The organism is Pseudomonas putida, from assembly GCF_030159595.1.
Lineage (GTDB): Bacteria > Pseudomonadota > Gammaproteobacteria > Pseudomonadales > Pseudomonadaceae > Aquipseudomonas > Aquipseudomonas putida_AC.
Map to the genome: position 1 here is coordinate 68,192 of NZ_BSKJ01000001.1, position 14,653 is coordinate 82,844.

Sequence of the window (14,653 nt, forward strand, 5' to 3'; positions counted from 1 at the left end):
GATGGATGGCCATCGTTACACCCACGCCGCCGGGCTTGCACCCTGGCGGCGTTTTGCATTCCGGCGGGGCGCTCAGGCGTGCACGGGCACTGGCCAGATTGGCCAATAAATACAGCGGATTGCCATATTCAACTGGCATTGCACGGTGCTTACGCTTGTCCCCATCGACCAACCGCCTGGAAAGGACAGCAAACCATGACCGAATACAAAATTGCACTCGTTGGCTTTGGTGGCGTGAACCGTGCCCTGGCCCAACTGATTGCCGAACGCAATGCGCGCTGGCAGCAAGAGCTGGGCTTTGGCTTGAAGATCGTGGGCGTCACCGACCTGTTCCTGGGTTCAGCAATCGACCGCGATGGCCTGGACGCCGCCACGCTGGCCGCGCTGCCGGCTCAGAAGGGGGTGCTGGCGCAGATCCCTCAAGGTTCGGCTGAAGCCTTCAATGAGGCGGTGATCAAGCAGTCTGGCGCCGACATCATCGCCGAGGCCACATTCACCAACCCTACGGACGGTGAGCCAGCGGCAACCTTCTGCCGCTGGGCGCTGGAAGCGGGCAAGCATGTGGTCACCACCAACAAGGGGCCGATCGCCTTGCATGCCCAGGCGCTCAAGGCATTGGCCAAGGCCAATGGCGTGTCGTTCGAATACGAAGGCGCGGTGATGAGCGGTACGCCGGTGCTGCGCATGGCGCGCCAGACCTTGGCAGGGGCAGGCCTGGTGGGGTTCGAGGGCATCCTCAACGGCACCTCGAACTATGTGCTCACGCGTATGGAGGAGGGGCTTGGTTTTGCCGAGGCGGTGGCCCAGGCACAAGCACTTGGGTATGCCGAGGCAGACCCGACCGCCGATGTGGAAGGCCATGACGTACGCCTGAAGGTGGTCATTCTTGCCAATGAGTTGCTCGGCGCCTGCCTGCAGGTGAGTGATGTCGCCTGCAGCGGTATCAGTGCCATCGACAGTGCGGCTATCCAGCAGGCGCAGGCCCAGGGTCAGCGTTGGAAGCTGATTGGCAGCGCCAGCCGGCAAGCCGATGGTTCGGTCAGTGCCTGTGTCGAGGCGCGCCTGTTGCCTGCTCAGCACCCGCTGGCGGGTATTTCCGGTGCAACCAATGCGGTTGCGTTCAACACCGAGTTGCTGGGCGCTGTGACTGTGTCTGGCCCAGGTGCGGGGCGTGTCGAAACGGCATTTGCCCTGCTGTCGGATATCGTCGCCATTCACACCGCTGGCCATTCGGCCTGAGGAGCAGCGTTCATGAGCCTGACTTCCGTGTCCCGGGTAGCCGATTGCCAACCCGACTTGATCGATGTGTTCAGCCCCTACGATGGCAGCCTGGTGGGTAGCGTTGCCAATCTTTCCGCCGCTGCGGTACCAGGCCTGCTCGTCCGTGCGCGCGGCGGCGTGCGCGAAAGTGCCGCGCTACCCCGGCATCGACGCGCCAGCATTCTGGAGCAGGCTGCTCGCCTCATCGAACGCGACGCTGCAGATTTTGCCGGCCTGATCGTCGATGAAGCGGGCAAGACCCTGCGCCAGGCCGAGAAGGAGGTGAAACGCTGCATCAATACGCTCAAGCTGTCTGCAGAAGAGGCGCGGCGCAATGCCGGAGAAGTGGTGCCTTTCGATGCCTACGAAGGCTCTGAATCGCGCCAGGGCTGGTTCACCCGCGAGCCGCTGGGGTTGATCCTGGCCATTACCCCGTACAACGACCCGCTTAACCTGGTCGCGCACAAGTTGGGGCCAGCCATTGCAGGCGGCAATGCCGTCATTCTGAAACCCTCGGAGCTGGCCCCGCTGTCTGCCCTGAAGCTGGTGCAGTACCTGATCGATGCAGGGCTGCCGGAGGCCGTCGTCACGGTCGCCACGGGGGGCGCCGAGCTGGGCAAGGCCCTGGTGGCCATACGTGAAGTACGCATGATTTCCTTTACTGGCGGCTTCGCTACCGGCGAACAGATTGCGCGGGGGGCTGGCCTGAAAAAGCTGGCGATGGACCTGGGCGGCAATGCGCCGGTGCTGGTGCTGAAGGACTGCGACCTTGAGGCGACTGTCGAGTCGTGCGTATCGGGTGCGTTCTGGGCTGCGGGCCAGAACTGCATCGGCACTCAGCGCATCCTGGTGGACGCCTCGATCTATGAGGCGTTTCGCCAGCGCTTCGTCGCCCTGACCCAGGCAATGGTGCTGGGTGACCCGGGACAGCGCGCAACCGACATGGGGCCGATGATCACCGAAGCCGCTGCACGGCAGATCGAAGAACGCGTCAACCAGGCCCTTCAGGGTGGTGCTCGCCTGCTCTCCGGCCATCAGCGTCAGGGTGCCGCCTATGCCCCGACAGTGCTGGAAGGCGTTGACCACGCCAGCAGGCTGTGGCTTGAAGAGGTGTTCGCACCGGTGGTGATGCTGGCGCCGTTCGAGTGCATCGAGCAGGCGGTAGCGCTGGCCAACGCCCCGGAATACAGCCTGCATGCCGGCGTGTTTACCCGCGACCTGTCGCTGGCGTTGAGCCTGGCCCGGCGCATTGAGGCAGGCGGGGTGATGATCAACGATTCGTCCGATTACCGCTTCGATGCCATGCCATTTGGTGGCTCCAAGTATGGAAGCCTTGGGCGCGAAGGGGTGCGGTTCGCCTATGAAGACATGACCCAGCCCAAAGTCGTCTGCCTCAACCAGATGGGCTGTGGGGAGGTAGCGCCATGATCACTCGTTTTCGGGCAGGCGATCGGATGTCCCTGGCGGTCAGCTACAGGGGGCTGTTCGAAACGGCGGGCATAGTGGCGGGCGACCTGCAGGAGGATGTGCAGGGGCAGTTGCGTCAGGCGCTGAGCACGATCGACGGTCTGATGGCAGAGGCTGATCTTGGCAAGGCGCAACTGACCAGGGTTCAGTTGTGGCTTGCCGACTACCGCCATTTCGACTTGGTCAATGAGGTGTACGACGCCTGGTTGCAGGGTTTTCCTAAACCGCCACGGGCGTGTGTAGGCGCAGACCTGGGCGAGGGGTACCTGGTCGAGGTGCAGGTGTTTGCCGTATACCCTTAGCGCGCGTGACTGGCGCGATCCTTACCCACGGGTCAGCGTATGGCGCGTGGCACGGCTCTCACATAAACAAGCTCGCTCACCAACTCCACCAATGTCTGCGTAATCACCGCTGCAGCCGCCAACCCGCGAATCGCTTCGGGTAATGCCAATGCCAGCGGCAGTACCACCAGCGAGTTGCGCGTGGCGGCGCTGAAGGTGACCGAGCGTGCTTCGGCGGCAGGCAGGCGCAGCAGCCGCGCCGAAATGAACCCGAGCACGGGCGCTAGCAACATGAAGCCGATGTACACCGGAATGACCGGCAGCAAGCGGTCGAAATCACGCCGCACCACGGCAATCTGCGAGGCGATCACAACCACCAGCACCAGGGCCATCGCCGGTACCGGCAACCACGCCCAGCCATCGTTCCACGCCGATACCGCACCTGAACGACGAGCGCCGGCACTGGTGAGCACGGCAAGTATCATCGGCAACACGATCAGCAGCACGAAGGCTTCCACGAACGGGGTGATGGAGATTGCCACGGTGCTGCTGTCACCCAGCATCCAGGCCAGGTACACCGGCAGTAGCACCAGTTGCAGCAGCAGCAGCACAGGTGTAGCGGCCAGGGTAAGGCGCGAGTCGCCTTTGCCAATGTGGGTGAACACCACCACATAGTCGATGCACGGCGTAAGCAGCACCAGCAAGGCGCCGACGAGGATCGCCGGGTGCGCGACCAGCCCACGCGTAATGGCCCAGACCAGTAGCGGCACGAGGATGAAGTTGGCGAGCAGTAGCGCGATGATGAAGCGACGGTTGCCCAAACCTTGGCGCAGGTCGAGGAAAGGGATCTGCAGAAACATCGCATACATCAGCACGGCGATGGCGGGCGTGACCAAGGCTTCCAGCTGGCGCGCGCTGTCGCTGGCCATCAAGCCGAAGGCGACGGCTGCGAGCACGGCAACGAAGTAGATAGGGATCTGGTGGGTTTCGAGTTGTTCCCTGGTCAAGGTACGGCCTGTGCTCGATGCGTGAGTGGGGGCACAGGGTAATACGAGATGGCGTTGCCGCAAACGAAAAAGCCCGGCACTAGGCCGGGCTTTTTCCTGTCAGGCAATCGCCAATCAGTTGCCGTAAACCGGCAGCTTCTTGCAGATGGCCTTGACCTTCTCACGTACAGCGTCGATCACGGCTTCGTTGTTCAGGTCTGCCAGGATGTCGCAGATCCAGCCGGCCAGCTCTTTGCACTCGGCTTCCTTGAAACCACGGGTGGTAACGGCTGGGGTGCCGAAACGCAGGCCCGAAGTGACGAACGGCGAGCGCGGGTCGTTCGGTACCGAGTTCTTGTTCACGGTGATGAAGGCTTTGCCCAGGGCGGCGTCAGCGTCCTTACCGGAGATTTCCTGCTTGATCAGCGACAGCAGGAACAGGTGGTTCTGGGTGCCACCGGACACCACGTCGAAACCACGCTCGATGAACACGCTGGCCATGGCCTGGGCGTTCTTCACCACTTGCTGCTGGTAAGCCTTGAACTCAGGCTGCAGGGCTTCCTTGAAGCAGATGGCCTTGGCGGCGATGACGTGCTCCAGCGGGCCACCTTGGGCGCCCGGGAAGACAGCGGAGTTCAGCTTCTTCTCGATGTCGGCGTTGGCACGGGCCAGGATCAGGCCGCCGCGCGGGCCGCGCAGGGTCTTGTGGGTGGTGGTGGTCACCACGTCGGCGAACGGAACAGGGTTCGGGTACACGCCAGCGGCAACCAGGCCGGCAACGTGGGCCATGTCGACGAACAGGTAGGCACCGACCTTGTCGGCGATGGCGCGGAAGCGGGCGAAGTCCAGAACCTGCGAGTAGGCCGAGAAGCCGGCAACGATCATCTTCGGCTTGTGCTCGACAGCCAGGCGCTCGACTTCGTCGTAGTCGATCAGGCCGTTGCCGTCGATGCCGTACTGGATGGCGTTGTACAGCTTGCCCGAAGAGCTGACGGAAGCACCGTGGGTCAGGTGGCCACCGTGGGCCAGGCTCATGCCCAGGATGGTGTCACCGGCCGACAGCAGGGCCAGGTAGACGGCAGCGTTGGCCTGGGAGCCGGCGTGCGGCTGGACGTTGGCGTAGTCGGCGCCGAACAGTTCCTTGGCACGGTCGATGGCCAGTTGCTCGACGACGTCGACGTACTCGCAACCACCGTAGTAGCGCTTGCCTGGGTAGCCTTCGGCGTACTTGTTGGTCAGGACCGAGCCCTGAGCTTCCATGACTGCCGGGCTGGTGTAGTTTTCCGAAGCGATCAGCTCGATATGCTCTTCCTGGCGCAGAGCTTCTTGCTGCATGGCTTCGAAGAGCTCGGCGTCGTACTTGGCAATGGTCAAATCACGGCTGAACATGGCGGTCCTCAAGGATCGGGGTAGTTTGGGGGGGCATTCTAACCGATTGATTCGCGGCTGGCATATGAAGTGGCATCAAGTCGCGGACCAATGGGCTTCATGTTGCATCCCGCGCCGTGTCTGGGCTGCGCGGGCGCAGTAGTTGACTTGTAAGTCCGCTTTTTGGGGGCTCTGCACCCCCTCAATGAAACATGAACAGGGTCTCGTTGGAGAACTGCGCCTCGAACTGATGCGCCGGCATCGGCCGCCCGAACAGGTAGCCCTGTACTTCGTCGCAGCCATGCTCGCGCAGGAACTCGAGCTGTTCGTGGGTTTCCACGCCCTCGGCGATCACCGCCAGGTTGAGGCTGTGGGCCATGGCGATGATCGCCCGGGCAATCTGCGCATCCTGCTCGCCTTCGGGCAGGCCGTCGACGAAGGTGCGGTCGATCTTCAGCACGTCGATGGGGAACTGCTTGAGGTAGTTGAGCGACGAGTAGCCGGTGCCGAAATCGTCGACCGCAATGCTCAGGCCGAGGTTCTTCAGGCTGGCGAGAATCTGCAAGGCTTCGTTCACCTCGCGCATCAGGATGCTTTCAGTCAGCTCCAGCTCCAGGCAGGCCGGCGGCAGGCCGCTTTCTTCAAGGATGTTGGCAATACGCGTGCCCAACTGGCCGTCGGAGAACTGCCGCGCTGAAATGTTCACCGACACCTTGGGTACTCGCACCTTGGCCTTGTGCCAGGCCTTGAGCTGGCGGCTGGCCTCGCGCAGCACCCAGTCGCCCACGTCCACCACCAGGCCCAGCTCCTCGATCACCGGGATAAAGTCGCCTGGCGGCACCAGGCCACGCGTCGGGTGGCGCCAGCGCAGCAAGGCTTCGGCGCCGGTCAGGCGCTTGCCGTCGCCGCTGAACTGCGGCTGGTAGTAGAGGATGAACTCGTTCTGCTCCATGGCATGGCGCAGGTCGCTTTCCAGCTCCAGGCGTTCCAGGGCACTGGCGTTCATTTCGGCCTGGTAGAACTGGAAGTTGTTCTTGCCGCGTTCCTTGGCGTGGTACATGGCGGTATCGGCGTTTTTCATCAACTGGCTCAGCTCGCCGCCATCTTGCGGGCTGAGGGCGATGCCGATACTGGCGGTGACGAAGAACTCGCGGTTTTCCAGCACGAACGGCCGCACCAGGCTGCCAAGGATGTTCTCGGCCACATGGATGGCGCGGTTAAGGGCCATCTCGCGGGTGGGGCGTGGTTGCAGCAACAGGGTGAACTCGTCGCCGCCCATGCGCGCCACGGTGTCGTCGTCATCCACGCAGGCCAGCAGGCGCAGGGCCATGTCCTTGAGCATGCGGTCGCCGGCGGCATGGCCGAGGGAGTCGTTGATCGGCTTGAAGCGGTCGAGGTCGAGGAACATCAGCACCACCCACGCCTTCTGCCGCTCGGCCTGCTGCAGGGCGTTGTACAGGCGGTCCTGGAACAGTGTGCGGTTGGGCAGGTGGGTGAGGGCGTCGTAGTAGGCCAGGCGGTGGATGCGCTGCTCGCTGGCCTTGCGCTCGCTGATGTCGGTGAAGAAGCACACATAGCTGGCCAGGTCGCCCTCGTCATCCAGTACGGCGGTAATGCCGACCCAGGCCGGGTAGTGGTCGCCGTCGCGGCGCTTGAGCCATACCTCGCCCTCCCAGCTGCCGCGCTGGTGCAGTTGCTTGACCACATAGCGCAGGTGGCCTTCCTGTTGTTCGTCGACGGTGAGCATGCCGGGTAGCTGGTCGAGCACTTCACTGACGGCGTAACCGCTGACGCGGCTGAACGCCTCGTTGGCCTGAACGATGTAGCCGGCCGGGTCGGTGATGAGGATCGCCGACGTGGAGTGCTCGAATACCGTCGCGGCCATGCGCAGGTCTTTTTCGGCGCGGCGTTGCTGGCTGATGTCACGGCCCACGCCAAGCACGCCTTCAAAGCGTTGGTCATCGTCCCACACCAGCACCAGGCGCAGCTCGATCGGAATCTTGCGGCCATCGGCGCGCAGGCAGTCGAACAGGAACAGCTGGGTCGGCAGTTGGCTGCGCAGCTGGGCCAGTTGCGCCGGGTCGCCCATGGCGTTGCTGACGCGCTCCATCAGGCTGTAGATGCCGGTGAGCTGGGCCGGGTTGGCGATGATCGATTGCCAGCCGTTGGCGAAGATCCAGTCGGCCTGGTAGCCCAGCACGCTTTTCACCGAAGGGCTGACATAGTTGAGCTGCAGCAGGCTGTCGGTGGAGAAGATCACATCGCTGATGCTTTCGGCGAGCATGCGGTAGCGCTGTTCGCTGTCGCGCAGTGACTGGCTGGCTTCGATCTGCACCGTCACGTCCTTGCCTACGCCGATGATGCGCGTTACCAGGCCATCGGCGTCACGGGTCAGCACCTGTTCGCGGATGTCGTAGCAGCGCCAGCCGTCATCACGGTGGCGGAAGCGCAGCTGGCAGTGCAGCGGTTGATCGTGGCCGCTGTCACGCTGTTGCTGGCGCAACGCCTGGTAGTGCGCGGCATCTTCGGGGTGCAGCAGCAGCTCCCAGAAACGGTCGCCCATCTGCGCAAGCTCGGTACGGTCGTAACCCAGGGTCTGGCCGAGGTGGCGGTTGCTGAAGATCATCCGCTGACTGACTACGTCCTGGACGTACAGCTGATCGGGCACGGTGCGCACCACGTCCGACCAGAAGCTTTCGCGCTCCAGCAATGACAACTCCACCTGCTTGCGGCTGGTGATGTCACTGATGCTGAGGATCACGGCCTGGTAGTCGCGGCGCTGCTGCGGCAGGCGCGCCATCAGCCACAGGTGCAACTCGCCGCCCAGCGGAGCCGGCAGTCGCACTTCCAGCTCCAGCACCTGGCGTTGTTCGATCAGCGCATCGATCAGTTGCATGCCGACGCTGTCGCGGCCATCGCCGCTGCCGTCGATCAGCCGCTGCCAGGCCCCTTCGTGGCATTCGATGTTCAACAGTTGGCGCGCCACCTGGTTGACCTCGGTAATCTTCAGTTCCAGCAGCAGCGAGCGTCGCAGGTTCGGGTCCAGTGCCAGGCTGTGCTTGAGTGCGGCGTGGTTGCGCAGGTGGTAGCGGTCGAGCTGGCCGGGCAGGCTGGACAGGTCGAGCACGCACAGGGCCACGCCGGTGCCTTCGAAGATTTCCTGGTAGCGCCGGCGGTCTTCCTGCAGCGCGCGCTGGCGGCGGCGCATGTTGATCAGCGCCAACACCGGCAGCAGGGCGCAGAACAGCACCAGCAGGCATTTGCCGATCAGCGCAGGCAGCAATTTTTGCTGCGTCAGCTTGGCGTCGAACAGGCCGCGCAGCTGCCAGGTGCTGTTGTCGATGAAGGCCAGCATCACGCTTTGCAGCGGCTCGTGGCTGGTGTCGGTTGGGGCATGCTGCTGCAGCACTTCGCCGCTGCGGCTGTTTTCCAGCTGCCACAGTGGGTGCCCGCCACCATCGAGGTGGGTGGTGAGTTCGCGGTAGTAGTCTGGTGACAGGCGCAGCAACCAGTAGCCACGATCCTGTTCGGCCGCCTGGCGCAGCAGCAGGTACAGGGTGCGGTTGTCGGCCGAATTGGTGAAGAAGTACGGGCGCCCCTGGCTCAGCGTGAGCAGCTCGTCAAGCAACTGGCGGTCTGGGCTGCCTGGCAGGCTGTCGCTGTGCGACTGCCCGGCGCTATCCAGCCAGGCCATGCTCTGCAGGGCGGGCAGGCGCTCGCGCAGGGTATCCAGCAGGCTGGGCAGGGCGGCAGGCGTCGGCGCATTGACGTAGGGCTGCACCACGTTCACGGCCTGCTGCGCCTTGAACGCCATGTTCAGGCTCAGGTGGTCGGCCAGTTCCGCAGTGGCGTCCAGGCTCTGTTTGCGCAGGTCGGCCTGGGTGTGGTTGAACTGGGCGAACAGCTGCCACAGCAGCAGGCCCAGCAGGATCAGGGCCAACAGCGCCAGCGCACCCTTGATCGACCCGCGCAGGGTAGCGGCGGGCGCTTGTGGCGCGGAACGCAATGACGACGGATGAGTTAGGTTGGTCAAGCGTTGATCCTGCGATTGGGCTGGCGATGGCAGGGAAGGATCATGCACGGTGTGTGCCGGTACCTGGCTGCCGCAACGCGGTGGCGCACTATAAGGCCGGACACCTGAAACCGGCTAGCATGCCTAGGATTATGGCAAAGTGCCAGCCATGTTGACCGATGGTGCCTGCCGGGTGGCTCAGCAAGCCCCTGCAACCTGTGCGAGAATAGCGCCTGCTTCACATGACAACGCATCGGAGATGTTCGGTTTTGGTTACTCATTTTTCCTCCAATGGCCTCGATTCCGCCTGTGGGCGCAGCAGTCAGACCCTTGTCAGCACTGCCGTGACCGAGGACGTATCCTGCAAGTCTTGCCAGCGTTCGCTGGTCAAACCTGACGCTGCCGCCAGCGCCAAGAGCAAAACCCCATCGCTGGCTGAGCTGCGCAAGACCGCCAAGGCGGCGGCAGTTGCAGTGGCTGAGGTCAACACGCCTGCGGCCAAGGTGGTCAGCACTGCGCCTGCGGCCGACAAACCCGCCAAGGTTGCCGAGCAGCAGCCTGCCCGCTGCGGTGGCTTCAGCGTGAAGTCTGCCTGGGCTGCGCGCCTGGCCGAGCAGGGTGACCGTTGCCGGTTGCCGCGTGGCAAGGCCAGGCAGCGTCACGTCTGAGCCATTTTCGGCTGCTGTGCCGGCCCTTTCGCGGCTAAAGCCGCTCCCACAGGTACTGCGTTGCCCTTGAGGGCGGCGATATCTCTGTGGGAGCGGCTTTAGCCGCGAAGGGGCCAGCATAGGCAATACATTTCTCCCAGGGATCACTCCGATCCCAGCCCACCATCGCCCCCTCCTATGCAACGCCGTGCGTTGGCGTAGAATGGTCGACTTTGTTCAACGACACCCAAACACACATCCCCCTGGCCAGCGCGCCGGGGCGATCGTCGATGTCTTTACCTATCTGATTAGAGGGCTTGGTTTTGGCTCAATACGTCTACACCATGCATCGGCTGAGCAAGGTCGTGCCGCCGAAGCGGGAAATTCTCAAGAACATTTCCCTGTCGTTTTTCCCGGGCGCCAAGATTGGCGTGCTCGGCCTGAACGGCGCCGGTAAATCGACCCTGCTGCGGATCATGGCGGGCGTCGACAAGGAATTCGACGGCGAAGCCCGTCCGATGCCCGACATCAACGTGGGTTACCTGCCACAGGAACCGCAACTGGACCCGACCAAGACCGTGCGCGAAGTGGTCGAGGAAGCGGTCAGCGTGATCAAGGACGCCCAGGCGCGCCTGGACGAGGTCTACGCCGCCTACGCCGACCCGGATGCCGACTTCGACAAGCTGGCCGCCGAGCAGGCCAAGCTGGAAGCCATCCTGCAGGCCGCCGATGGCCACAACCTGGAGCGCCAGCTGGACGTCGCCGCTGACGCCCTGCGCCTGCCGGCCTGGGACGCAAAAATCGAACACCTGTCTGGTGGTGAGAAGCGCCGTGTGGCCCTGTGCCGCCTGCTGCTGTCGGCCCCCGACATGTTGCTGCTCGACGAACCGACCAACCACCTGGATGCCGACTCGGTGGCGTGGCTTGAGCGCTTCCTGCACGACTTCCCAGGCACCGTGGTAGCCATTACCCACGACCGTTACTTCCTCGACAACGTCGCTGGCTGGATCCTGGAACTGGACCGCGGCGCCGGTATCCCGTACGAAGGCAACTACTCGGGCTGGCTGGAAGCCAAGTCGGACCGTCTGGCGCAGGAATCCAAGCAGCAGAGCGCCCACGAAAAGGCCATGAAAGAGGAACTGGAGTGGGTGCGCAAAGGCGCCAAGGCTCGCCAGTCCAAATCCAAGGCCCGTCTGCAGCGCTTCGAAGAAATGCAATCGCAGGAATTCCAGAAGCGCAGCGAAACCAACGAGATCTACATCCCGGCCGGCCCGCGCCTGGGTGACAAGGTCATCGAGTTCAAGAACGTCTCCAAAGGCTACGGCGACCGCGTGCTGATCGACAACCTGTCGTTCGCCATGCCAAAAGGCGCCATCGTCGGCGTGATCGGTGGTAACGGTGCCGGTAAGTCGACCCTGTTCCGCATGCTGATGGGCAAGGAACAGCCGGACTCGGGCAGCATCGAGATCGGTGAAACCGTGCAACTGGCCTGCGTGGACCAGAGCCGCGAAGACCTGGATGGCGCCAAGACCGTGTTCCAGCAGATTTCCGACGGTTCCGACCAGATCCGCATCGGCAACTACGAGATCCCGTCGCGTACCTACGTTGGCCGCTTCAACTTCAAGGGTGGCGACCAGCAGAAGTTCGTCAAGGACCTGTCTGGTGGTGAGCGTGGCCGCCTGCACCTGGCCCTGACCCTGAAGGAGGGCGGCAACGTCCTGCTGCTCGACGAACCGTCCAACGACCTCGACGTCGAAACCCTGCGTTCGCTGGAAGAAGCCCTGCTGGACTTCCCGGGCGCCGCGATCGTGATTTCCCACGACCGTTGGTTCCTGGACCGTGTGGCTACCCACATCCTGGCGTACGAAGACGACTCGAACGTCATGTTCTTCGAAGGCAACTACACCGAGTACGAAGCCGACCGCAAAAAGCGCCTGGGCGATGCTGCTGCCCAGCCGCACCGTGTACGGCACAAAAAACTGGCCCAGTAAGCCGGTTTGAGATGCACAAGAATGGGGCTCCTGGGAGCCCCATTTTTGTGCCTGCGCAAACCATGAAAACGGCCTTTTCAGCGGTCACTTTGTATACATTTATATAAAACGCACCAAAAAAATTCAAAAAAACGACATTTCGCCCTATTCCCGTGCGATTGCTTCTTGGTACATTCCTGAAAAAACCAATAAGTCCAAACCCTTCGGTGAGATGTCTACCATGATCGAATCTGTCGACAATTTCCTTGCACGCCTCCAGCAGCGTGACCCTGGCCAACCGGAATTCCACCAAGCGGTGGAAGAGGTGCTGCGCACCCTGTGGCCATTCCTTGAAGCCAACCCTCACTACCTGCAGTCCGGCATCCTCGAGCGCATGGTCGAGCCGGAGCGTGCTGTGCTGTTCCGCGTCTCCTGGGTCGATGACCAGGGCAAGGTGCAGGTCAACCGCGGCTACCGCATCCAGATGAGCAGCGCCATCGGCCCGTACAAGGGCGGCCTGCGCTTCCACCCGTCGGTCAACCTCAGCGTGCTCAAGTTCCTGGCCTTCGAGCAGGTGTTCAAGAACTCGCTGACCTCGCTGCCCATGGGCGGCGGCAAGGGGGGCTCGGACTTCGACCCGAAAGGCAAGAGCGACGCCGAAGTGATGCGCTTCTGCCAGGCGTTCATGAGCGAACTGTACCGCCACATCGGCGCCGACTGCGACGTACCGGCCGGTGACATCGGCGTGGGCGCCCGCGAAATCGGCTTCATGTTTGGCCAGTACAAGCGCCTGGCCAACCAGTTCACGTCGGTGCTGACTGGTAAAGGCATGACTTACGGCGGCAGCCTGATCCGTCCGGAAGCCACTGGTTTCGGCTGCGTGTACTTCGCCGAAGAAATGCTCAAGCGCCAGGACAAGCGTATCGACGGCCGCCGCGTGGCGGTTTCCGGCTCGGGCAACGTGGCCCAGTATGCGGCGCGTAAAGTGATGGACCTGGGCGGCAAGGTGATCTCGCTGTCCGATTCCGAAGGCACTCTGTACGCCGAAGCCGGCCTGACCGATGCCCAGTGGGACGCGTTGATGGAGCTGAAGAACGTCAAGCGTGGCCGCCTCAGCGAGTTGGCCGGGCAGTACGGCCTGGAGTTCCGCAAGGGCCAGACCCCGTGGAGCCTGCCGTGCGACATCGCCCTGCCGTGCGCCACGCAGAACGAACTGGGCGCCGAAGATGCCCGAACCCTGTTGCGCAATGGCTGCATCTGCGTGGCCGAAGGCGCCAACATGCCGACCACTCTCGAAGCGGTGGATATCTTCCTGGACGCCGGCATCCTGTATGCCCCGGGCAAAGCCTCCAACGCCGGCGGCGTGGCCGTGTCGGGCCTGGAAATGTCGCAGAACGCCATGCGCCTGCTGTGGACTGCCGGTGAAGTGGACAGCAAGCTGCACAACATCATGCAGTCGATTCACCATGCGTGCGTGCACTACGGTGAAGAGGCGGATGGCCGTATCAACTATGTCAAAGGGGCGAATATCGCAGGCTTCGTGAAAGTGGCTGATGCGATGCTGGCACAGGGCGTGGTCTGATCTTAGGCCGCAGGGGGCCGCTTTGCGGCCCTATCGCGACACAAGGCCGCTCCTACAGGGACAGCGCAAGCCTCAGGCTCAGTGATATCCCTGTAGGAGCGGCCTTGCGTCGCGATGGGCTGCAAAGCAGCCCCCAGGGCCCTCAATCTTCTACCTCGATCTCGACCACTTCGATCACCTGATCCCCCACCGGCCGCCGCCAAACTACCTCATCCCCAGGCCCTGCGCCCAGCAACGCCCGCCCCAACGGCGAGTCCCAGTTAATCAAGCCCCGGCCCGCATCCGCTTCATCCTCGCCCACCAGCTGCACCACCTGTTCCTGATCCTGCGCATCCACAAACCGCACCCGGCTACCAATCTGCACCTTGCTGCGCGAATTCGCTGCCGGCACCACCTGGGCACTCTGCGCCCGTGCGCTGAAGTAGCGCAGGTCTCGCTCGACCTCGGCCAGCCGCTGTTTGTCGCCACGCTCCCCCTGCGCCTGCAGTTCGCTACGCAGGGCATTCAGTTCGGCCACGCGCGCCTGCAAAAGGCGCAGGCCATTGGCGGTGACGTAGTTGGGTTGTTCGCTGACGAGGCGCTCGACGGGTTGGTCGGCCTGGTCGGCAGCCTGGTCTTCGTTGACGAATGCTCGGCTCATGCAGGGCCTCCTTGTACTGAAGACCAGCATGGCAGGCCGCCGGTTTCGAGGGATGTCCGTTTGCGACATACTTAGTTGTGGCGATAGGCTTTTGCCGCACCGCGGTCCTTCTCCTGTTGCCACGCTCGATCGCGCTCGTCCCAGAAGCGCTCGTGGTACTGGCGCTGTTCTTCGCTGTTCTGCATGGCGTGGCACTGGCGAAAACCGTCGTCCCAGCCGGTTTCGTACTGGCGCTCGTGCAGGTAGCGCGGTACGTCCTTGCGGAAGTTGCCCACCATCAGCCCTGCGGCTTGGCGGCCGCTGCTGCAGCCGTCCTGGAAGCCATCGGCATAGGCGGGGGGGTAGCCGTGATTGACCATCTGCTCGTGAGTGGTTTCGCAACCTGCCAGCAGCAACGCCATGCACACGCCGAACCAGTACCGCGACATAACCACCCAGCC

At 63.2% G+C, this 14,653-nt stretch carries 11 protein-coding genes; 6 read left to right on the forward strand and 5 right to left on the reverse strand.

Features of this window, described 5'->3' with window-relative positions:
* Positions 1-195 precede the first annotated feature (195 nt).
* The 3 genes from QQL85_RS00360 to QQL85_RS00370 are packed head-to-tail and all read left to right on the forward strand — an operon-like array spanning position 196 to position 3,029.
* Positions 196-1,239: a homoserine dehydrogenase gene (locus tag QQL85_RS00360; RefSeq protein WP_284356325.1), complete on the forward strand. Its 1,044-nt coding sequence runs from the start codon at positions 196-198 to the stop codon at positions 1,237-1,239.
* 12 nt (positions 1,240-1,251) lie between these two features.
* Positions 1,252-2,688: an aldehyde dehydrogenase family protein gene (locus QQL85_RS00365; RefSeq protein WP_284356324.1), complete on the forward strand. Its 1,437-nt coding sequence runs from the start codon at positions 1,252-1,254 to the stop codon at positions 2,686-2,688.
* The gene (locus QQL85_RS00370; RefSeq protein ID WP_349816507.1) at positions 2,685-3,029 is read left to right on the forward strand and encodes a RidA family protein; all 345 of its coding nucleotides are present in this window, start codon (positions 2,685-2,687) and stop codon (positions 3,027-3,029) included. The genes QQL85_RS00365 and QQL85_RS00370 overlap by 4 nt, the downstream gene beginning before the upstream one ends.
* A gap of 32 nt (positions 3,030-3,061) precedes the next feature.
* On the opposite strand, the gene QQL85_RS00375 is transcribed toward QQL85_RS00370, so the two are convergent.
* The 3 genes from QQL85_RS00375 to QQL85_RS00385 all read right to left on the reverse strand — a co-directional run bounded on the left by QQL85_RS00375 (position 3,062) and on the right by QQL85_RS00385 (position 9,395).
* Complete coding sequence (locus QQL85_RS00375; protein ID WP_284356323.1) at positions 3,062-4,015, reverse strand: arsenic resistance protein; 954 nt, start codon at positions 4,013-4,015, stop codon at positions 3,062-3,064.
* A 114-nt stretch (positions 4,016-4,129) separates the two neighbouring features.
* Entirely contained in the window at positions 4,130-5,383 is a 1,254-nt protein-coding gene (glyA, locus tag QQL85_RS00380) for a serine hydroxymethyltransferase (RefSeq protein ID WP_003247505.1), read from the reverse strand.
* 181 nt (positions 5,384-5,564) lie between these two features.
* Entirely contained in the window at positions 5,565-9,395 is a 3,831-nt protein-coding gene (locus QQL85_RS00385; RefSeq protein WP_284356322.1) for a sensor domain-containing protein, read from the reverse strand.
* Between the two features lie 248 nt (positions 9,396-9,643).
* Between QQL85_RS00385 and QQL85_RS00390 the strand changes: the two genes are divergently transcribed.
* From QQL85_RS00390 to gdhA, 3 genes are all read left to right on the forward strand, one after another.
* Positions 9,644-10,042, forward strand: a complete 399-nt coding sequence (locus QQL85_RS00390) for a hypothetical protein (protein ID WP_284356321.1) — start codon at positions 9,644-9,646, stop codon at positions 10,040-10,042.
* 302 nt (positions 10,043-10,344) lie between these two features.
* Positions 10,345-12,012 (forward strand): energy-dependent translational throttle protein EttA, encoded by a 1,668-nt coding sequence (ettA, locus tag QQL85_RS00395; protein WP_043203612.1) that lies wholly within the window; start codon positions 10,345-10,347, stop codon positions 12,010-12,012.
* Positions 12,013-12,232: 220 nt separating this feature from the next.
* On the forward strand, positions 12,233-13,573 hold the full coding sequence (gene gdhA, locus QQL85_RS00400; RefSeq protein ID WP_086978236.1) for an NADP-specific glutamate dehydrogenase: 1,341 nt from the start codon (positions 12,233-12,235) through the stop codon (positions 13,571-13,573).
* Between the two features lie 142 nt (positions 13,574-13,715).
* On the opposite strand, the gene QQL85_RS00405 is transcribed toward gdhA, so the two are convergent.
* Positions 13,716-14,213, reverse strand: a complete 498-nt coding sequence (locus QQL85_RS00405) for a GreA/GreB family elongation factor (RefSeq protein ID WP_284356320.1) — start codon at positions 14,211-14,213, stop codon at positions 13,716-13,718.
* Between the two features lie 71 nt (positions 14,214-14,284).
* A complete protein-coding gene (locus QQL85_RS00410; protein WP_284356319.1) occupies positions 14,285-14,641 on the reverse strand; it encodes a hypothetical protein in 357 nt (118 codons plus the stop codon).
* Between the last annotated feature and the right edge of the window lie 12 nt (positions 14,642-14,653).